Here is a 20,594-nt window from a genome sequence, read left to right on the forward strand (position 1 = left end):
CTCCTCACATTCTGTTCCGCACATCCTTTCGCCCAGGCCGCCCATCCCGGATCATTTTCCTGATCACTATTCACTCAGTACATGTACTCAGTACATAATGATCGGCATGAGCACCCGCCACATCCTGTTGGGGCTGCTCGCCACGGGGCCGAGCCATGGCTACGACCTCAAGCGACGGCATGACGAACGCTTCCCGCAGGCCCGACCGCTGGCCTACGGGCAGGTCTACACGACCTTGCAGCGGCTGGTCCGCGACGGACTCGCCGAGGTCGACGGCACCGACTCGGACGGCGGCCCGGAGCGGACCACGTACCGCTCGACGAAGGACGGAGCGCGCGAACTGGCCGAGTGGGCCGGGCAGATCGCGCCGCCCGCCCCGTTCGTGACGAACGAGATCTTCGCCAAGGTCGTCGTGTCGATCCTGTCCGGCGGCGACGCCGAGGCCTATCTGCGCGCCCAGCGCGCCGCCCATACGGCGCGGATGCGGGAGCTCACGGCGGTCAAGACCGCGCGGGGCACCGATCTCGCGACCGTGCTCTCGGCGGACTACGCCCTCAACCACCTCGACGCCGACCTCCGTTGGATGACGACGACGGCGGCCCGGCTCACCACTCTGACCGCGGAGGTCGACGCAGGATGAGCAACACCGAGGGAGGCGCGGTGCCGCTGCTGGCGGCCCGTGACCTCGTCAAGGCGCACGGCAGGACCGAGGCCCTGCGCGGCGCCTCCGTCGAGCTCCGGGCGGGTGAGATCCTCGCGGTCACCGGCGCCAGCGGCAGTGGCAAGTCCACGCTGCTGCACTGCCTCGCCGGCATCGTCCGCCCGGACACCGGCTCGGTGACGTACGCCGGGGAGCGGCTGGACCGGCTGCCGGAGAAACGGCTGAGCGAGCTGCGGCGTACGGAGTTCGGTGTGGTCTTCCAGTTCGGGCAGCTGATACCCGAGCTGACGGCCCTGGACAACGTCGCCCTGCCGCTGCTGCTCGCCGGTGCCCGGCGGCAGGAGGCGTGGGAGCGGGCCGGTGAGTGGCTGGAGCGGTTCGGGGTGCGCGGACAGCAGGAGCTGCGGCCCGGTGAGATGAGCGGCGGGCAGGCCCAGCGGGCGGCCCTGGCCCGGGCACTGGTCACCGGCCCGAAGGTGGTCTTCGCGGACGAGCCGACCGGGGCGCTGGACTCGCTGGCGGGCGAGCGGGTCATGACGGCCCTGACGCACACGGCCCGCGAGGCGGGCACGGCAGTGCTGCTGATCACGCACGACGCCCAGGTGGCGGCGTACGCGGACCGGGAGGTGTCGCTGCACGACGGCACCGTCGTCACCGCGGGCACCACGGCGCTGGAGGTCACGCCGTGAGTACCGATCTCAGACTCGCCTGGCAGCTGGTCCGCGGTTCCGACCGGCGCGAGTGGTGGCGGATCGCGCTCACCGCGCTCGGGGCAATGCCGGCGACCGGATTCGCGCTCGCGGCCGTCGCCATAGCCTCTCTGCGCGGCCAGTACCACATAGCCTTCGGCGCCGGGCTGCTGAACCAGCCCGGCCAGCGCGTCGGCGTGGTGCTGACCCTGCTGCTCCTGCTGATTCCGGTGCTCGGGTTCCTGGGACAGTGCGCCCGCGTCGGCGCCGTCCACCGCGACCGGCGGCTCGCGGCGCTGCGACTGGCCGGGGCCACTCCCTGGCAGGTGCGCCGGATCGCCGCGCTGGAGACGGGGCTCGCCTGTCTGCTGGGCTCGGTGCTCGCCGTCGCGGTCGCGGTGCCGGTGCTGCTGTCCGTCTGGGCCAGTCCGACCGCGCTCGCCTGGGCGGGGATGGCGCTGATCGCCCTGGCGGTACCGGCGCTGGGCGCGGCGACGGCCGCGCTGGCGTTGCGCCGGGTGGTGGCCTCACCGCTCGGCTCGGTGCGCCGGGTGCGGACCGCCCGGCGTCCGGGGCGGGTGTTCCTGACGGCGGCACTGCTGCTCGCGGCATCGGCGGGGCTTGCCCTGCCGACCCCGTTGTTCGACAGGCCCCACGTGCTCTCCCCCCTTCCGCTGATCGCCCTGGCCCTCACCCTGCTGGTCGGTACCGCGGCGGTGCTGCTGACGGGCTGGTCCTCCGGCCTGCTGGGCCGCACCCTCGCCGCCCGGGCCCAGCGCCCGGCCCTGCTGATCGCGGCGGAACGGCTGCGCGACGACCCGTGGGCGGCGGCCCGCACCCACGGGGCCGTGCTGCTGGTGACGGTCATCGGCACCGGTTTCGTGGGAGTACGGCAGGTGCTGCTCGCCGAACTGCACGCCATGAGCCGCGTGGACGACCTCGCCATGGACATGGGGTTCTACACGACGGGCCTCGATCTGACGGCGGCCGCGATCCTCGCCGCCCTCGGGCTCGTCCTGTCCGCTCTGGCTGTCGGCACCGCCGAGTCCCTGGCCACCCGGCGCCGGGGTCTGGCGGCGCAGAACGCGGCCGGGGTGCCGCGCGCGGTGCTGGCCCGGACGCTGTTCCTGGAGACCGCGCTCCCGCTGGCCCCGGCGGTCGCGGTGGCGGGCTGCGGCGGCCTGGCGATCGGCACCTGGTACTCGTCGCTCGCCACGGACTACATCGTGCACGCCGTGCCGTACGTCTCCCTGCTGGTCCCGGTCGCGGTGTACGGCTGCTGCCTGCTGGCGGCGGCCACCTCGCTGCCCCTGCTGCACCGCTCGGTCCGCCCGGCGGAGCTGCGGTACGTGTGACAGCCGTGCCGCGGCTCGCATGAGAACGGCCATACGGTCGCGCCACCGTCCGGCCCCGGGGGCACGGGGGACCCTCGGGGCCGGATGCCGTGGCACCGTACGGCAGGTATGCGAAAGGCCCGGACGTCAGGCGGAAATGCCGTCGATCCGGGCCATGGCGTCCTCCGCGCCGTACGGCACCAAGTACGGCAACCAGCGCGGGTCCCTGTGCCCGGTCCCGATGATGCGCCAGGCGAGACCGGTGGGTGGAGCGGGTTTGTGGCGCAGCCGCCAGCCGATTTCGAAGAGATGTCGGTCGGCCTTCACGTGGTTGCAGCGGCGGCAGGACGCCACCACGTTGTCCCAGACGTGCTTGCCCCCGCGGCTGCGCGGAATGACATGGTCGACGCTGGTTGCGACGCCACCGCAGTACATGCACCGGCCCCCGTCGCGCGCGAAGAGCGCCCTGCGGGTAAGAGGAACGGGCCCCCGATAGGGAACCCGGACGAATCGCTTGAGCCGGACCACGCTGGGTGCGGGGACTGTGACGGTTGCGCTGTGCATGAAGGCGCCGGACTCCTCGAGGCATACGGCCTTGTTCTCGAGGACGAGGACGAGCGCGCGGCGGAGCGGTACGACGCCGAGTGGCTCGTACGACGCGTTGAGGACCAGGACATGCGGCACGGATGCCTCCTTGGGCGTCGGCGGCGCGTGGCTCGCGCCGGGACGATCTGTAGTCAGTCTCCCCTCTTGCCTGGTGAAAGCGCCACCATGTCCCGGTAACGGGCTGGGAGTGTTTTCAACCACATCTGATTCATCCCCAGGGCGACGAACTCTTCATCCCACCAGTTCATCCCCAGGTGGGCACCGTTCCTCCCTCGAACATCGCGCCGATCCACACACGATGCCCCGATAGTGTGGTGGGCCTGCCCCGCCGGTGACCTTTTCGTGACCTTGATCGACCTTGACCGCCTACCGGTGGGGCGGGCCGCTGCACTGGAGGTACCTGCCGTGTCCCTGCCCGCCGACCTACTGGCCGCCGGTTCGCCCCCCTCACCGACCCCGTCGGAGACGACGACCCCGGCGGTGCCCTCGATCCAGGACGCCCACGAGAGCGCGACCCAGGCCGCGAGCTGGGTCGAGCAGAACTGGTCGACCTGGCTCGCGATCGGTCTCAAGGTCCTGCTGATCCTGGTGATCGCGGCCGTGCTGAGAGTGGCGATCCGACGGGCGATCACCAAGCTCATAGAGCGGATGAACCGCACCGCGCAGGCGGTGGACGGCACGGCGATCGGCGGCCTCCTGGTCAACGTCGAGCGTCGCCGTCAGCGTTCCCAGGCGATCGGCTCGGTCCTGCGCTCGGTGGCCAGCTTCGTGATCATGGGCACGGCCGCCCTGATGGTCCTGTCCGCCTTCGACATCAACCTGGCCCCGCTGCTCGCCTCCGCCGGTGTCGCGGGCGTGGCCATCGGTTTCGGCGCCCGCAACCTGGTCACCGACTTCCTCTCCGGCGTCTTCATGATCCTGGAGGACCAGTACGGCGTCGGCGACTCGATCGACGCCGGCGTCGCCTCCGGCGAGGTCATCGAGGTCGGCCTGCGCGTGACCAAGCTGCGCGGCGACAACGGCGAGATCTGGTACGTCCGCAACGGCGAGGTCAAGCGCATCGGCAACCTCTCCCAGGGCTGGTCCACGGCCGGCGTCGACGTCACCGTCCGCTCCTCCGAGGACCTGGACAAGGTCAAGGCCACCATCGACGCGGTCGCCGAGAAGATGAGCAAGGAGGAGCCCTGGAACGAGCTCCTCTGGGGCCCGATCGAGGTTCTCGGGCTGGACAGCGTGCTGCTGGACTCCATGGTCGTCCGCGTCTCGGCGAAGACCATGCCCGGCAAGTCCCTGACCGTCGAACGCGAACTGCGCTGGCGCGTCAAGCGGGCCTTCGACGCCGCCGACATCCCGATCGTCGGCCGCGCCCCTGTCCTGGTGGACGGCGAGCCCACGGCGGACCCGACGGCGGGCATGGCAGCCCCCTCGGCCTACGCCAACACCTCCTCTCCGCAGGCCCAGGCTGCGACACCGCTGACGCCGCCGAGCGTGACGAAGTAGGCGGCGCGGGCCCGGAGCAGGCGCGGGCCTCAGTCGAACCACCCGCGCCACCGCGGCGACGGCCCCTCGCACCGCCCCTCGGCGACCGCCTTCGCATACTCCCGATGAGCGATCTCCTCCAGCTCACGCCCGGTGGCCGGCTCGCTGTCGCCGGTGGTGATCCGGGAGAAGGCGACCACGCACTCGCCGTGCGGTACGGGCCGTGTCCCCCAGAACACGAAGGACACGGCCGCGGCGATCACGGTGAGCGAGGCGAGGGCGAGCAGCAGCACGGCGACGGTCACGCGTCATCCGCGCAGCCCAGGCGCTCCTCCGACGGTGCCGATGTGCGGCTTCGCAGTGCCGACGGGCGTGGACAACCAGTGGTTGTGCGGCCCTGACCCCTCGGTTGTTTGATCAGGGCGTGTCCCGCTGGCTTGGATGGTCCGGATCGACGGATGGTTGTGCCGACCAGGGCGGGGCGGTGGGCAGGTGGCGGGCGGCAGGCGGTCGCTGGGGCGGGACTTCGGGTGGCTGTGGGCGGCGTACGGAGTCAGTACGTTCGGGACGCGGCTGGCCTTCGACGCGTTCCCGCTGATAGCGGTCCTCGTGCTGCACGCCGGGGCGACCGAGGTGGCACTGCTGGCGGCCTCGGGGCTCGCGGTGGGGGCGGTGGTGGCGGTGCCGCTCGGGGCGTGGGTGGAGTTCCGCGAGAAGCGGCCGGTGATGGTCACGGCCGATCTGATCCGGTGCGCGGCGCTGCTCAGCATCCCCGTCGCGTTCGCCCTGGACGGGCTCGACCTCGGCCAACTGCTGGTGGTGTCGGTGGTGGTCGCCGCGGCGGACATCACGTTCGGCGCGGCCGGCGGGGCGTATCTGAAGTCCCTTGTGCCGCCGGAAGACCTGCTCGTGGCGAACGGCCGCTTCGAGGCGACGACATGGACGGCCACCGCGCTCGGCCCGCCGCTCGGCGGCATGGCGGTCGTCGTGTTCGGTCCGATGACGACGGTGCTGGCGGACGCGGTCAGCTATCTGCTGTCGGCGCTGGGACTCCGCGCGATCGGCGGTAAGGAAGGGCAACAGACCGAAAGGACGCGGCTCTCCCCCACCGCCCCCTCGGGCCTGCGGATGAGCGACCTCCCGGCAGGCTGGCGGCATATCCTCACCCACCCCACCCTGCGCCCGCTGTTCCTCAACACCCTCTCGGTCAACGCCCTGATCATGGCGCCGGCCCCCCTGCTGTCCGTCCTCATGCTCGGCCAACTCGGCTTCTCCCCCTGGCAGTACGGCCTCGCCTTCGCCGTGCCGTGCCTGGGCGGCCTGCTGGGCTCACGTCTGTCCCGGCCCCTGGTCGCCCGTTACGGCCGACGCCGCGTCCTGCTCACCACGGGCACCCTGCGTGCCTGCTGGCCCGTCGGCCTGGCCTTCGTCGGTCCGGGCACGTCCGGACTGCTCCTCGTCATGGCGGTCGAGTTCGGACTGATCACCTGCATGGGCGTCTTCACTCCGGTGCTGGCCACCACCCGTCTCGACCGGACCCCGCCGGACCGGACCACGCGCACCCTGTCGGCGTGGTCGATCACCAGCAAGACGACGACCGCGGCCGTGACGGCACTGTGGGGCCTGCTGGCGGCGCTGACCGGCCCGCGCACCGCCATCGCCCTGGCCGGCGTCCTGCTGCTGGCGACCCCGCTCCTGCTCCCTCGCCACGAGCGGGAACCGCGGCGCAGCGCCGCCGAGTAACGACGAGGTTGCCTGGTGTAGACCACTCTTGACGCCACCTTCTGTTCGGGTCTACGTTCCTCGGCATCGAGATAGGAAACTTTCCTAACAGTGATCCTGGATGGACTTCCGTCGTAGATCGCTGAGAAGCTGGTCAGTCGAGAGGCAGGTGTCGACCCCATGGCAGGAACCGCCGGTACGCCGGGTACCCCGCGCGTCCTGCGCGCCATGAACGACCGTGCCGCCCTGGACCTCCTCCTGGAGCACGGGCCGCTGTCCCGCACGCGGATCGGCAAGCTCACCGGCCTGTCCAAGCCGACCGCCTCCCAGCTGCTGGCCCGCCTGGAGGCCGCCGGCCTCGTCCTGGCGACCGGCACCACGGAGGGCCGCCCCGGCCCGGGCGCCCAGCTGTACGAGGTCAATCCGACCGCCGCGTACGCAGCCGGGCTCGATGTCACCCCCGAACGCATCCTCGCCGCCGTGGCCGACGTCACGGGCCGCACGGTCGGGTCGTACGAACTGCCCACCCCCGGCAGACGCCCCGCCCACCCCGTGGCCCGGCAGGTCACCGACGCCCTCGACGGCGCGGTGAAGGCGGCGGGCCTCGCCCGCGACGACGTCCACCGGCTCGTCATCGGCACCCCCGGCGCCTTCGACCCCAACACGGGCCGGCTGCGCTACGCCTCCCACCTCCCCGGCTGGCACACCCCCGCGCTGCTCGACGAACTCGCCGCGGCCCTGCCGATGCCGGTCGAGTACGAGAACGACGTCAATCTCGTGGCGGTGGCCGAGCAGCGGCTCGGCGCGGCCCGCGGCCACGAGGACTTCGTGCTGCTGTGGAACGAGGGCGGCCTGGGTGCCGCCCTGGTCCTCGGCGGCCGGCTGCACCGCGGCTGGACCGGCGGCGCCGGCGAGGTAGGTTTCCTGCCGGTTCCCGGCGCTCCCCTGGTCCGGCAGGTAACCAAAGCCAACAGTGGCGGCTACCAGGAACTGGCCGGCTCCCAGGCGATCCCCCGGCTAGCGCGCGAGATCGGCATGACGAACGTCCCGTCGACGCCGTACGCCGAGGCCGCCGCCACCCTCGTCGAACGAGCCGCCACCGAGGACACCGTCCTGCACCGGCTGCTCCTGCAAACCTACGCGACCCGACTGGCCACCGGTCTCGCGTCCCTGGTCTCCGTACTCGACCCCGAACTGGTCGTCCTCAGCGGCGCCTCCCTCACCTCCGGCGGCGAGGTACTGCGCGCCCTCGTCCAGGACGAGTTGGAGGAGCTGGCTGCGGCCCGCCCGCGGCTCGTCGTCGGTGACGTCCGTGAACACCCCGTACTGCGGGGCGCGTTGGAGAGCGCGCTCGCGACGACACGCGACGAGGTCTTCGACACCGGACGCTGAGGCCCCGCCTCACCTCCACGCCCCACCTCGACCTCTCAGCCCCACCCCCCGCCTTCCTCACCCACCCCGTCCCGCCCTTGGGAGACCTCGCCATGCCCGGAAAGTCCTGGAACGTCATACCCTCACGGTCCCGCAAGACGGCCGCCACCCTGGCCGCCTCCGCCTCTCTGGCCCTCCTCGCCACGGCCTGTACCGGCCAGTCCGGGTCCGCCGCCACCGACGACCCCCACGCCAGGACGACGATCACCTTCTGGCACGGCTGGAGCGCGCCCGCCGAGGTGAAGGCGATCCAGGCGAACGTCGACCGCTTCGAGAAGGCCCACCCGAACATCACGGTGAAGGTCGTCGGCAACATCAACGACGACAAGCTCAACCAGGCGCTGCGCGCGGGCGGTTCGAACGGGCCGGACGTGGTGTCGTCGTTCACGACCTCCAACATCGGCAAGTTCTGCTCCTCCGGCGCCTTCCTCGACCTGAAGCCCTTCATCGAGAAGTCCAAGCTCGACCTCGACCAGCTCATCCCGAAGCCGATGCTGGACTACACCCAGTTCGAGGGCACCCGCTGCGCCCTGCCGCTGCTGGGCGACGCCTACGGCCTTTACTACAACAAGGACGCCTTCGAGAAGGCGGGCATCAAGTCCCCGCCGAGGACATGGTCGGAGTTCGCGAAGGACGCCAAGAGGCTGACTGTCAGCAAGGGTGACAGTTACCGGCAGCTCGGCTTCATGCCGACGTACCACGGCTACGAGACGGTCGTGGACCACTACATGTCCCAGTGGGACCACGCCTACTTCGACCAGGACGGCAGGTCCAACATCGCCAAGGACCCGGCCTTCGCCGAGATGTTCACGTTCCAGAAGAAGCTGATCGACGACCTGGGCGGCTTCTCGAAGCTGGAGAAGTACCGCAACACCTTCGGTGACGAGTGGGGTGCCAAGCACCCGTTCCAGACCGGCCAGGTGGCCATGCAGCTGGACGGCGAGTGGCGCCTGGGCATGGCCCAGCAGGCCGGCGTCGACTTCGAGATCGGCACCGCTCCGATGCCCGTCGCCGATGACGAGGTGGACGAGTACGGCAAGGGGTTCCTCTCCGGCACGATCATCGGCATCGCCCCGCAGAGCGAGAAGCAGAACGCCGCCTGGGAACTGGTGAAGTACCTGACGACCGACACCGAGGCCGTCGTCTCCTTCGCCAACGCCATTCACAACGTTCCTTCCACTTTCGCGGCCCTGAAGTCGCCGGACCTGAAGGTGGACCCCGGTTTCAAGACGTTCCTGGACATCGCCCAGAACCCGCACTCGAACACCCCGCCGGCCTCCGTCAACGGCTCGACGTACCAGACGACGCTCCAGGACTTCGGCTACCAGTACGAGTCGGGCAAGGTGAAGGACCTCAAGGCCGGTCTGGAGAAGACCGCCGCGCAGATCGACACCGACATCCAGCAGGCGAAGTAGCGTCCGGATGTCCACGCACACTCTCCGCGGGAAGCGCCGCAGGTCGGCGCTTCGAACGGTGGCCTTCCTGTCACCGTGGCTCATCGGTTTCGGCGTCTTCTTCGCCTACCCCCTGGTGTCCACCGTGTACTTCTCCCTGATGAAGTACGACGGCTTCGGCACCCCGGTCTTCCGCGGCCTGGGCAACTGGGCCTACGTCTTCCACGACTACCCGCTGTTCTGGCCGGCGCTGCGCAACACGCTCTGGCTCGTCCTGGTGATGGTGACCTGCCGGGTGGTCTTCGGACTCGGTACAGGCCTGCTGATCACCAAGATCAAGACGGGCACGGGTGTCCTGCGCACCCTCTTCTACCTCCCGTACCTGGCCCCGCCGGTGGCCGCCACCCTGGCCTTCGTCTTCCTGCTCAACCCCGGCACCGGCCCGGTCAACTCGTTCCTCGACGGCCTGGGCCTGCCGACCCCCGGCTGGTTCACGGACCCCACCTGGTCCAAGCCGGCCCTCACGGCCCTCGCGCTGTGGGGTGTGGGCGACCTCATGGTCATCTTCATGGCCGCGCTCCTCGATGTACCCAAGGAGCAGTACGAGGCGGCGGAGCTGGACGGCGCTTCGGCCTGGCAGCGATTCCGCTTCGTGACGCTCCCGAACATCTCACCCATCGTGATGTTCGCCGTCGTCACGGGCGTGATCCAGACGATGCAGTACTACACACAGCCCCTGGTGGCCGGAAAGGTCGCCTCCGGCATCATCGGCGGCTCCGGCCAGCAGTTCGAGCCGGGCTATCCCGACAAGTCGACACTCACCCTCCCCCAACTCGTCTACAACCTCGGCTTCCAGCGCTTCGACTACGGCTCGGCCTGTGTGGTCGCGCTCGTACTCTTCGCCCTCGCCATGGCGTTCACCGCGCTGCTGATGCGGCGCCGGGGCGGACTGATCCAGGCAGGTGACTGACCATGACCCAAGTGCTGGACAAACCAGTTCAGTTGGCAAACCCAACAGTCGCCGAACGCACGGCCCGCCGCAGGGCCCTCCTGGAATGGATAGCGATCCACTCCCTCGGCATCGCGGCCGCCCTCTTCTTCACCCTGCCGTTCGTGTTCGTCGTCCTGACCTCGCTGATGAGCGACCAGCAGGCACTCACCCGCGACCTGGTCCCGGACACCTGGAAGTGGGGCAACTACACCAAGGTCTTCGACACCCCCGGCTTCCTGACCTGGTGGAGGAACACCCTGATCTACGCGGGCCTGGGCACGCTGCTCACCCTGGTGTCCTCCGTCCCCGTGGCCTACGCGCTCGCCAAGTTCCGCTTCCGCGGCCGGAACCTGTCCCTCATGCTGGTCATCTCGATGATGATGCTGCCGCCCCAGGTCGTCATCATCCCGATGTACCTGTTCTGGGCGAAGCAGCTGGACCTCTCGGGCACGCTGTGGCCCCTGATCATCCCGATGGCGTTCGGAGACGCGTTCTCGATCTTCCTCCTGCGCCAGTTCCTGACGACGATCCCGAACGAGTACCTGGACGCGGCGAGGGTCGACGGCTGCGGCGAGTTCCGCACCCTCGTCCGAGTGGTCCTCCCCATGGCGAAACCGGGCATAGCCGCAGTGGCCCTCTTCCAGTTCTTCTACGCGTGGAACGACTACTTCGGCCCCCAGATCTACGCGTCCGAGAACCCGGGCGCCTGGACGCTCTCCTACGGCCTGGAGTCGTTCAAGGGCGCACACCACACCGACTGGAACCTCACCATGGCCGCCACTGTCCTGGTGATGGCCCCCGTGGTCCTCGTGTTCTTCTTCGCCCAGAAGGCGTTCGTCGAGGGCGTCACGCTCACCGGAGTAAAGGGTTGATGGCATGAAACTCACCGTGGTCGGCGGAGGCTCGACCTACACCCCCGAACTCATCGACGGCTTCGCCCGCCTGCGCGACACCCTGCCGATAGAGGAACTGGTCCTCATGGACCCCGCGACGGACCGCCTGGAACTGATCGGCGCCCTGGCCCGCCGCATCTTCACCCGCCAGGCCCACAGCGGCACCGTCACCACCACAGCCGACCTGGACGCGGCGGTGGAGGGCGCCGACGCGGTCCTCCTCCAACTCCGCGTGGGTGGCCAGGCAGCGCGCCAACAGGACGAGACGTGGCCCCTGGACTGCGGCTGCGTCGGCCAGGAGACAACGGGCGCCGGCGGCCTCGCGAAGGCCCTTCGCACCGTCCCCGTCGTCCTCGACATCGCGGACCGCGTCCGCCGCGCCAACCCCACCGCCTGGATCATCGACTTCACCAACCCGGTCGGCATCGTGACCCGCGCCCTGCTCCAGGAGGGCCACAAGGCGGTGGGCCTGTGCAACGTGGCGATCGGCTTCCAAAGGAAGTTCGCCGCGCTCCTCGACGTCCCCGCGGCCCAGATCCACCTGGACCACGTCGGCCTCAACCACCTCACCTGGGAGACCGGGGTGCGCCTGGGCGGCCCCGAGGGCGAGAACGTCCTGCCGAGGCTGCTGGCCGACCACGGCGACAAGATCGCCGCGGACCTGCACCTCCCCACCTCACTCCTGGACCGCCTGACGGTGGTCCCGTCGTACTACCTGCGCTACTACTACGCACACGACGACGTAGTACGGGAACTCCGCACGAAACCCTCCAGGGCCGCGGAAGTGGCGGAAATGGAACGCCAGTTGCTGGCGCTCTACGCCGACCCGGCTCTGGACGAGAAGCCCGGCCTTCTGTCCAAGCGAGGCGGCGCCTACTACTCGGAGGCGGCCGTGGACCTGGCGGCGGCCCTGCTGAACGGAGCAGGCAGCCCGTACCAGGTGGTGAACACCCGCAACAACGGCACGCTCCCCTTCCTCCCCGACGACGCGGTAATCGAAGTACAGGCAGCAGTGGGCGAGAAGGGCCCGAAGCCCCTCCCCATCGCCCCCGTGGACCCCCTCTACGCGGGACTCATGGCCCAGGTGACGGCCTACGAGGACCTGGCCCTGCGAGCGGCCCTGCACGGGGGCCGCGACCGGGTCTTCAAGGCCCTCCTGTCCCACCCCCTGATCGGCCAGTACGAGTACGCCGAAGCCCTCACCGACCAACTGATCGCACACAACCGGGAGCACCTCGCGTGGGCATGACCGCATGTGTCCTCGCCGTAGACGCGGGCAACAGCAAGACCGACGTGGCAGTGGTGGCGGCCGACGGCACCGTCCTGGCCACGGCCCGCGGCGGCGGGTTCCGGCCACCCACGGCAGGGGTGGAGCAGGCGATGGACAGCCTCGCCGAAACGGTGCGGCAGGCTTTCGCCGCAGCGGGCGTGACATCGGCCGACCACGTCTCGGCCTGCCTGGCCAACGCCGACTTCCCCGTGGAGGAGGAACAACTGGCGGCGGCCCTGCACGCACGCGCGTGGGGCACGACCGTCGAGGTCCGCAACGACACCTTCGCGATCCTCCGCGCAGGCGTCACCGAGCCCCGCGGGGTGGCCGTCGTCTGCGGCGCCGGCATCAACTGCGTCGGCATGCGCCCCGACGGGCGTACGGCCCGCTTTCCCGCGCTGGGCCGTATCTCCGGCGACTGGGGCGGCGGCTGGGGCCTGGCGGAGGAGGCCCTGTGGCACGCGGCCCGTGCGGAGGACGGCCGCGGAGTCCCCACGGCCCTGGCGCACACCCTCCCCGCCCACTTCGGCCTCCCCACCATGTACGCCCTGATCGAGGCGCTGCACCTCGGACACATCGCCCCCGCCCGCCGCCACGAACTGACGCCGGTCCTCTTCGCCACGGCCGCCTCCGGCGACCCGGTCGCGCGTGGCCTCGTCGACCGCCTGGCCGACGAAGTGGTCACCATGGCGACGGTCGCCCTGACCCGGCTGGACCTCCTCACGGAGGAAGCACCCGTACTGCTGGGCGGGAGCGTGCTGGCGGCCCGGCACCCCCAACTGATCGACGGCATCCGCGAACTGCTCACCTCCCGCGCCCCCAAGGCGGTACCCGACGTGGTCACCGCGAGTCCCGTGCTGGGGGCGGCGCTCCTGGGCCTGGACGCGGTGAAGGCCCCACCGAGGGCCCACACCCGCCTCCGTCGACACTTCAGCTGACAGCGCTTCCCCGCCCCCGCCAGGGGGCTTTGCCCCCTGGACCCCCATCGGCCCGAACGGCCTCGTCCTCGAACGCCGGACGGGCTGAAATACCCGGCCGCCACGCCCTCGAACCTGGAACCGAACTGATTCCTCCGGCGTATTCATGGGCAGGGGGCTCCTGCACAGCGTGCTTTGCGATCCGATCAAGATCCGGCGAAGCCCGGTGCGCATGTCAGTCCCGGCAGCGATACTTGCGGTGACGGATGGCCATGGGGGAGGTCAGCAGTGACACAGACGCCGAAGACCAGCGTGCCCACCATGCCGTCCGTACCGCCCCAGCCTGTACCCACCACCCACACCCACCCATCGCCTCCCCCCACGGCACCCCGCCGCACCGCCTTCGCCGAGGGATTCGACCAGCTCCGCGCGGCCGCCACCACCGAACCCGGCCGCCTGCGCATCATCGGCGCCCTCCTCGCCGCCCTGGTCGTCGCGTTCGGCGCCGTAACCGCCTGGCAGATGACCGACAGGTCCTCCGCCGCGGACGACGTCGTCAACCGCAGCCAGCCCCTCAGCTCCGACGCGGCCGACATCTACCGCTCCCTCGCCGACGCCAACACCGCGGCAGCCAGCGGCTACCTGGCCGGCCTCCAGGAAAAGCCCGCCATGCGCGAGGGCTACGAGAAGGACATCCGCACCGCCGCCGAAAAGCTCGTCAAGGCCGCCGCCAACTCCGAACCGGGCTCCACCTCGGCGGACACGATCGCCGATCTGAGCAGACTGCTCCCGGAGTACAAGGGCCTGGTCGAGACGGCCAGGGCCAACAACCGCCAGGGCTACCCCGTCGGCGGCGCCTACCTCCGCGCGGCCAACGAGATGATGCAGCAGAACATGCTGCCCAAGGCCGAGAAGCTCTACCAGACGGAGAACCAGCGCCTGCGCGACGACTACGCGGACGCGAAGTCATTCCCCTGGGCAGCCGCGGGCCTCGGCATCGTCGCCCTGGCCGCCCTCGCCTGGGCCCAGCACCGCAACTACCGGCGTACGAACAGGGTCCTGAACCACGGTCTGGTCACCGCCACGGCCACCTCACTCGTGATCCTCCTCTGGCTCACCGTCTCCCACACCGTCGCGCGCGCGGGCCTGAACGACTCCTACGACCACGGCGTCCGCTCCCTCGACGTACTGCACCAGGCCCGCATCGCCTCGCTCACCGCCCGCAGCGACGAGAACCTGACCCTGGTCCGCCGCGGCGCGGACACGAAGACGCTCGCCGACGACAGGGTCGTGGACGCGTACGAGTGGGGCTACGACCAGCAGATCGACCAGCTGGGCAAGGCCCTGGACCGAGCCGAGGACCTCGCGGACGACGCGGCGGGCAAGAAGCCCGTACAGGACGCGAACGGCTTCATGAAGGTCTGGAAGGACCGCCACGGCATCGCCCGCGACGACAACAACTCCGGCAACTACCAGGCGGCCCGAGACCGTGTGATCGGCGCCGCGAAGGAGCCGACGAGCGTGTGCTTCGACAACGTCGACAAGGCACTGGCGACCGCGCTGACGCACGAACGGAACGAGTTCGAGCAGGCGGCGAACGACGGCCGTGGCTCGCTGACCGGCCTCCCGACCGGCGCCGCGGTCCTCGCGGTCCTGGGCGCGGCCGGCGCGGTCCTCGGCATCGGCCGCAGGCTGTCGGAGTACCGGTGAGAGGGGGCGAGACGATGAACGCACGCAAGACCACGAACTCGGGCGAGGCCATGCCCCCACCCGGCGCGCTGCCCGCAGGCCCGCGCTCACCCCGATCCCGCACCCGCACCGCATGGCACCGCCGCCTACGCACCATCCTCCGCGGCTGGGGCGGCGTCGGCGCGATGGCGACCGCATGCGCCCTGGCGCTCACCGTCGCCCTCCTGCTCCCCCTCACCCAGCCGCAGAGCCACGACACCGGCGCGGCCACCGCGGGCCAGGGCGTGACCCGGGTCACCCACGCGAAGGCGGAGGACTGCAAGAACCCCCAGGACCAGAGCCTCGCCCCGTCCGGCGGCGGCGGCACCCCGGCCGTCGACGCCATCAAGGCCCGCAAGGACCGCCGTCTGATCGTCGGCGTCGACACCAACAGCTACCGCTGGGGCTACCTCGACCCGAACAACGCCTCCGGTGAGCTGGAGGGGTTCGACATCGACCTGGTCCACCGCATCGCGGAGGACATACTCGGTGACCGCGACGCGGTGCAGTTCAAGGCGATCCCGACCAGCCGCCGGATCGAGGCGATCCAGAAGGGCGAGGTCGACATGGTGGTCCGCACCATGACGATCAATTGCAGCCGCATCAAGGAAGTCGCCTTCTCCGCCCCGTACTTCGTCACCGGCCAGCAGATCCTGGCCCCCAAGATTTCGGCGATCACCGGCTACGACAAGTCCCTGGCCGGCAAGAAGGTCTGCTCGGCGCAGGGCTCCACGGCGTACGACAACCTGGAGGAGGGCAGGAAGAACGGCGACCTCCCGGCCTCCACCGACATCAGGACCACCGTCCCCAACCAGCTCGACTGCCTGGTGAAGTTGCAGCTCGGCCAGGTCGACGCGGTCGTGACGGACGGTGCCCTGGCCGCCAGCCAGGCCGCGCAGGACCCGGCGGTGGAGCTGAAGGGCGGTCTGTTCACGGACGAGTACTACGGCGTGGCGATGAAGCAGGGCTCCGACGATCTGGTACGCCAGGTCAACCGGACCCTGGAGAACTACATCGAGGACGGCGGTTGGAAGGCGTCGTACGAGAAGTGGCTGCACCCGACGATGGACCAGGGCGACAAGGAATCGGCGTCGGCCACCCCTCCCGAGGCCCGCTACAAGTGACCGACCGTCAACTGGCACAACACGACTGAGCGAGAGGTGATCGATGGGCGTCACGGACCCCGCCGGGCCGGTGATGGACCGGGACGAGGTGGACCGTGCGCTGGCGCGGCTCGGCCAGGAGCACGAGGCGATCGAGACCTCGCTCCTCGCCCTCCAGGACCACGCGGGCCGCAGACTCCTCGAAGGCGCCGAGCTCACCGGCATCACCAAGGAGCGCTGGACGACCGCGGAGGCGTCGATCACGCTGCTGTGGGCGTACTTCGACGCGTACACGGACGCGTTGCGCTCGGCCCGCGAGATCCGCTCGCGCCGCCGCTGGTCCAGCCGCGACGACCTGGTGGAGCTGACGGAACTGCTGCGCGGCGAGTCGGTGACCGTCGCGGGCTCGGCGGCCACCACGGCGAACGCCCCGACGCTGCACGGCGGTTCGGGCAAGCTCAGCGAACAGTTCACGCTGGTCACGCTGGTGGACCGGATGAACGAGCTGTACGCGACGTCGCTGGACATGGTCGTCGCCGCCGACGCGGTGTGGTCCGCGCTGCCCGCCCGTATCGATTTACTCGCCGCCGAACTCCAGCGCACCCGCCGCCTCGCGCACTCCGTCGGGGTACGCCCCGGCGAGCACCCGGCGGGCGACGACCTGGAGCGCATCACGCGCACGCTGACCAACCTGCGCGCCGAGGTGGTCTCCGACCCGCTCGCGTACTGGGTTCCCGCACAGGGGAGTTCGGCGCCGGGCGGCGGCAGGCCGGACACCACGGTCTACGACCGTGAGGCGCGCGCCTTGGAGGACGTACGCCGCGAGATCGACGCTGTGCTGACGGTCCGTCAGGACGCCGAGCAGCGGCTGGTCAAGCTGCGCGACGTGCTGTCCCGCGCGGACCGTACGCTCGCCGAGGCCCGCACCGCGCGCGGCGAGGTGCTGGCGAAGATCGCCGCCACGGAGGTGCCGGTCGTCAGCGGCCCGCCGACCGTGCTCCAGGAGCAGCTGGCGACGGCCGCCGAGTACCGCAGACACGGCCAGTGGCACCGCCTGTCCCCGCTCCTGGAGTCCCTGGAGCAGAAGGCGGAGGACGAACTGCTGCGCGCCCGCGAGTCGTTGACCGCGGTCACCGCGCCCCTGGCGGTCCGCGCCGAGCTGCGGGGCCGCCTCGACGCGTACAAGGCGAAGGTGGCCCGGCACGGCCTCGCGGAGGACCCGTTCCTCATCGAGCGGTACGACGCGGCCCGCCGGATGCTGTGGAGCGCGCCCTGCGACCTGCGCGTCGCCGAACAGGCGGTCCTGCGCTACCAGCACGCGGCCGCCGAACTGCTGGGCGGCCCGCGCGTACCGGGGCCGCGCGAGCCCGAGGATCGCGGGGGCCCGGGGACATGAGGGTCAGGGGGGAGTCGTCGTCATGAGTCAGGCACAGCAGAGCTGTCAGCGGCCGGACTGCGACGGGGCGTACGAGGACGTGGGCGGCGGCGAGCTGTACTGCGACACCTGCGGCCTGGCACCGGTCGTCTCGGCGACCGGCATGGTCGGCTCGCCGCCCACCGGCGTGACGAGCGGCGGCAAGGGCTCACACGGCTCGGCGGGCGGCGGCAGCTCCCGCTCGACCAGTCGTGGCAGTTCGCGTACGTCGTCGCAGTCGTCGAAGTCCCGGCGCTCGGTGTCGGGACGGCTGTCACGCGCGCTGTCGGGCCGTTCCACGGGCCGCTCGGTGTCGGTGCGCAGCTCCGGCTCGACGGCGGGTTCCAGCGGCCGTGGCCGGCTCGGCGTCGGCCTGGTCCAGGTCCCGGACGTGCCGCGCCCCGACCCGCGCGCGATGGTGCTGGAGAACCCGGAGGTGCCCGAGCGCAAGCGGTTCTGCTCGCGCTCGGACTGCGGCGCGCCGGTCGGCCGGGCGCGCGGTGAGCGGCCGGGCCGTACGGAGGGCTTCTGCACCAAGTGCGGGCACCCGTACTCCTTCGTCCCGAAGCTGAAGGCCGGCGACATCGTGCACGGGCAGTACGAGGTCGTGGGCTGTCTGGCGCACGGCGGCCTCGGCTGGATCTATCTCGCCGTGGACCGCGCGGTCTCCGACCGCTGGGTGGTGCTCAAGGGCCTGCTCGACACCGGTGACCAGGACGCGATGGCGGCGGCGATCTCCGAGCGGCGCTTCCTCGCGGAGATCGAGCACGCCAACATCGTGCGGATCTACAACTTCGTCGAGCACCTCGACCAGCGCACCGGTTCGCTCGACGGCTACATCGTCATGGAGTACGTGGGCGGCAAGTCGCTGAAGGAGATCGCCAACGGCCGCCGTACGCCCGCCGGGAAGCGCGATCCGCTCCCCGTCGAGCAGGCGTGCGCGTACGGCATCGAGGCGCTGGAGGCCCTCGGTCACCTCCACAGCCGCAACCTCCTCTACTGCGACTTCAAGGTCGACAACGCCATCCAGACCGAGGACCAGCTCAAGCTGATCGACATGGGCGCGGTGCGCAGGATGGACGACGAGGAGTCGGCCATCTACGGCACCGTGGGCTACCAGGCGCCGGAAGTCGCCGACGTCGGCCCCTCGGTGGCGTCCGACCTGTACACGGTCGCCCGCACGCTCGCCGTCCTGACCTTCGACTTCCAGGGCTACACGAACGTCTACGTCGATTCCCTGCCCGACCCGGACAACATCGAGGTCTTCCGCCAGTACGAGTCCTTCTACCGCCTCCTGGTCCGCGCCACCGACCCGGACCCGGCCCGCCGCTTCGCCTCCGCCCAGGAGATGACGGAGCAGCTGACGGGCGTACTGCGCGAGGTCGTGTCCGTGCAGACGGGGCGCGCGAGGCCGGCGCTGTCGACGCTGTTCGGCCCCGAAGTGCGGGTCACGGACACCGAGTTGTTCCCGAAGCTGGACGGGGAGGTGTCGCGGCTCGGCGGGCGGGTCGTCCGCACCGGGAGGAAGCCGGCCGCCCTCACCTCGGCCACCGCGCCCGCCCCCTCCTCGGCCGCCGCGCCCGCCCCCTCCTCGGCCGCCACACCCGCCATCGCCGCCGGCCCCACTCCCGCTGCCGCAGCGGCCGCCCCCGCGAACATCGTCAGGCTCGCCAACGCCCCCGCCGCCGCGCTCGCCCTCCCGGTTCCGCACGTCGACCCCTCCGACCCCAACGCGGGTTTCCTCGCCGGTCTGATGACCACCGCGCCGGCCGAGCTGCTCGGCGCCCTCGCCGCCGCGTCGGCACCGTCGACCGAGACACGCCTGCGGCAGGTGCGGGCCTGGCTGGAGAACGGCGACACGGGCACCGCGCACGAGGCGCTGCTGAAGCTGGAGGACGAGCGGTCCGACGACTGGCGGGTCGTCTGGTACCGCGGTGTGGCCGCGCTCGTCACCGGCGACCACGAGGGCGCGGCGCTCGCGTTCGACGCGATCTACGACGCCTTCCCGGGTGAGCCCGCCCCCAAGGTGGCCCTCGGCCTGTGTGCGGAGGTGCTGGGCCAGTTGGACAACGCCGCCGAGTACTACCGCCTCGTGTGGTCCACCGACCCGAGCTATGTGAGCACCGCGTTCGGTCTTGCCCGCGTCCAGCTCGCGACCGGCGACCGCAGCGGCGCCGTACGGACCCTGGAGTCCGTTCCGGAAAGCTCCATTCACTACACGGCCGCCCGGGTCGCGGCCGTCCGTGCCCGGCTGCGTGGGCGCACGGCGGCCGCCGCTGACGTACCGTTCCTGGACGACCTGACCGCCGCCGCGGGCCAGGTCGAGGCGCTGGACGCGTACGGTCTGGACCCGGCGCGCCGGGAGCAGTTGTCGGCGGAAGTCCTCGGCTGCGCGCTGGACTGGATACTCTCCGGTGGCCAGGGTTCCGCCCCTCCCCCAGCCGCCGGAGGACGGACGCTGCTCGGCAGCGGCCTGGACGAGCGTGGACTGCGTTTCGGTCTGGAGCGCGCGTACCGCACGCTGGCCCGGCTCGCACGGGGCGGCGAGGAGAGGATCGACCTGGTGGAACGTGCCAACCGTTACCGCCCCCGGACGTGGGTGTAGTTGATGTCGCAGATGCCCCAGTTGTCCGCCTGCCCGAGCTGTGAATGGCCGCTCGAGTCGGGTGACCGTTTCTGCGGTGCGTGCGGATACGACCTGTCCGCCGTGCCCGTACGGCCGGACGACAACCCGACCATCGCCATGAACGGCTCGTCGGCGCCCCCTGGCGTGCCCGGCATGAGCTGGCCCGTCGCCCCCGCGCCGGACGACGCCGGTGGCCACGACCTGCCCCCGGGCACACCGCCGCCCCCGCAGTCACCGCCGCCCGCGGCGCCGGTGCCCGAGGCGGCGAGCGGTCCGGACGGCCCGCCCGGGCCCCGGACGTCCCCCGACCCGACCGGCTCCCCCGCCTCCCCGGCC

At 70.9% G+C, this 20,594-nt stretch carries 18 protein-coding genes; 16 read left to right on the top strand and 2 right to left on the bottom strand.

Features of this window, described 5'->3' with window-relative positions; all coding sequences use genetic code 11:
* The first annotated feature begins 106 nt into the window (after positions 1-106).
* Genes KUM44_RS08865 through KUM44_RS08875 form a run of 3 tightly spaced genes read left to right on the top strand, consistent with a single transcriptional unit; the run spans position 107 to position 2,705 of the window.
* Positions 107-640 carry a PadR family transcriptional regulator gene (locus KUM44_RS08865; protein WP_217207237.1) on the top strand — a complete coding sequence of 178 codons (534 nt, stop codon included), beginning with the start codon at positions 107-109 and terminating at the stop codon, positions 638-640.
* Positions 637-1,350, top strand: coding sequence for an ABC transporter ATP-binding protein (locus KUM44_RS08870; protein WP_217207238.1), 714 nt, complete (start codon positions 637-639; stop codon positions 1,348-1,350). Before KUM44_RS08865 ends, KUM44_RS08870 begins: the two co-directional genes overlap by 4 nt.
* A complete protein-coding gene (locus KUM44_RS08875; protein ID WP_217207239.1) occupies positions 1,347-2,705 on the top strand; it encodes an FtsX-like permease family protein in 1,359 nt (452 codons plus the stop codon). The genes KUM44_RS08870 and KUM44_RS08875 overlap by 4 nt, the downstream gene beginning before the upstream one ends.
* A gap of 126 nt (positions 2,706-2,831) precedes the next feature.
* Here the strand turns inward: KUM44_RS08875 and KUM44_RS08880 are convergent, their stop codons facing one another.
* Complete coding sequence (locus tag KUM44_RS08880; RefSeq protein WP_217207240.1) at positions 2,832-3,368, bottom strand: HNH endonuclease; 537 nt, start codon at positions 3,366-3,368, stop codon at positions 2,832-2,834.
* A gap of 327 nt (positions 3,369-3,695) precedes the next feature.
* On the opposite strand from KUM44_RS08880, the gene KUM44_RS08885 reads away from it, so the two are divergent.
* Positions 3,696-4,790, top strand: coding sequence for a mechanosensitive ion channel family protein (locus KUM44_RS08885; RefSeq protein WP_217207241.1), 1,095 nt, complete (start codon positions 3,696-3,698; stop codon positions 4,788-4,790).
* A gap of 29 nt (positions 4,791-4,819) precedes the next feature.
* On the opposite strand, the gene KUM44_RS08890 is transcribed toward KUM44_RS08885, so the two are convergent.
* The gene (locus KUM44_RS08890) at positions 4,820-5,074 is read right to left on the bottom strand and encodes a hypothetical protein (RefSeq protein WP_217207242.1); all 255 of its coding nucleotides are present in this window, start codon (positions 5,072-5,074) and stop codon (positions 4,820-4,822) included.
* Between the two features lie 136 nt (positions 5,075-5,210).
* On the opposite strand from KUM44_RS08890, the gene KUM44_RS08895 reads away from it, so the two are divergent.
* The 12 genes from KUM44_RS08895 to KUM44_RS45215 form a co-directional block, all read left to right on the top strand.
* A complete protein-coding gene (locus KUM44_RS08895; RefSeq protein ID WP_217207243.1) occupies positions 5,211-6,512 on the top strand; it encodes an MFS transporter in 1,302 nt (433 codons plus the stop codon).
* 159 nt (positions 6,513-6,671) lie between these two features.
* A complete protein-coding gene (locus tag KUM44_RS08900; RefSeq protein ID WP_217207244.1) occupies positions 6,672-7,883 on the top strand; it encodes an ROK family transcriptional regulator in 1,212 nt (403 codons plus the stop codon).
* A 116-nt stretch (positions 7,884-7,999) separates the two neighbouring features.
* Positions 8,000-9,337 (top strand): ABC transporter substrate-binding protein, encoded by a 1,338-nt coding sequence (locus KUM44_RS08905; protein WP_308402543.1) that lies wholly within the window; start codon positions 8,000-8,002, stop codon positions 9,335-9,337.
* A gap of 7 nt (positions 9,338-9,344) precedes the next feature.
* Positions 9,345-10,286: a carbohydrate ABC transporter permease gene (locus tag KUM44_RS08910; protein WP_217207246.1), complete on the top strand. Its 942-nt coding sequence runs from the start codon at positions 9,345-9,347 to the stop codon at positions 10,284-10,286.
* 2 nt (positions 10,287-10,288) lie between these two features.
* Positions 10,289-11,179 (top strand): carbohydrate ABC transporter permease, encoded by an 891-nt coding sequence (locus KUM44_RS08915; protein WP_217207247.1) that lies wholly within the window; start codon positions 10,289-10,291, stop codon positions 11,177-11,179.
* A gap of 4 nt (positions 11,180-11,183) precedes the next feature.
* Positions 11,184-12,449 (top strand): 6-phospho-beta-glucosidase, encoded by a 1,266-nt coding sequence (locus KUM44_RS08920; protein ID WP_217207248.1) that lies wholly within the window; start codon positions 11,184-11,186, stop codon positions 12,447-12,449.
* Positions 12,440-13,408: a BadF/BadG/BcrA/BcrD ATPase family protein gene (locus KUM44_RS08925; RefSeq protein WP_217207249.1), complete on the top strand. Its 969-nt coding sequence runs from the start codon at positions 12,440-12,442 to the stop codon at positions 13,406-13,408. The genes KUM44_RS08920 and KUM44_RS08925 overlap by 10 nt, the downstream gene beginning before the upstream one ends.
* 300 nt (positions 13,409-13,708) lie before the next feature.
* Positions 13,709-15,097 carry a hypothetical protein gene (locus KUM44_RS08930; RefSeq protein WP_217207256.1) on the top strand — a complete coding sequence of 463 codons (1,389 nt, stop codon included), beginning with the start codon at positions 13,709-13,711 and terminating at the stop codon, positions 15,095-15,097.
* 164 nt (positions 15,098-15,261) lie between these two features.
* Complete coding sequence (locus tag KUM44_RS08935) at positions 15,262-16,239, top strand: glutamate ABC transporter substrate-binding protein (protein WP_254389270.1); 978 nt, start codon at positions 15,262-15,264, stop codon at positions 16,237-16,239.
* A gap of 43 nt (positions 16,240-16,282) precedes the next feature.
* The gene (locus KUM44_RS08940; RefSeq protein WP_217207250.1) at positions 16,283-17,614 is read left to right on the top strand and encodes a hypothetical protein; all 1,332 of its coding nucleotides are present in this window, start codon (positions 16,283-16,285) and stop codon (positions 17,612-17,614) included.
* Between the two features lie 22 nt (positions 17,615-17,636).
* The gene (locus tag KUM44_RS08945) at positions 17,637-20,237 is read left to right on the top strand and encodes a serine/threonine-protein kinase (RefSeq protein WP_217207251.1); all 2,601 of its coding nucleotides are present in this window, start codon (positions 17,637-17,639) and stop codon (positions 20,235-20,237) included.
* A gap of 3 nt (positions 20,238-20,240) precedes the next feature.
* The coding region (locus KUM44_RS45215) for a zinc ribbon domain-containing protein (protein WP_254389260.1) at positions 20,241-20,594 on the top strand (354 nt) is incomplete at its 3' end.

Origin of the sequence: Streptomyces sp. AC550_RSS872, from assembly GCF_019049285.1 — a bacterium.
GTDB lineage: Bacteria > Actinomycetota > Actinomycetes > Streptomycetales > Streptomycetaceae > Streptomyces.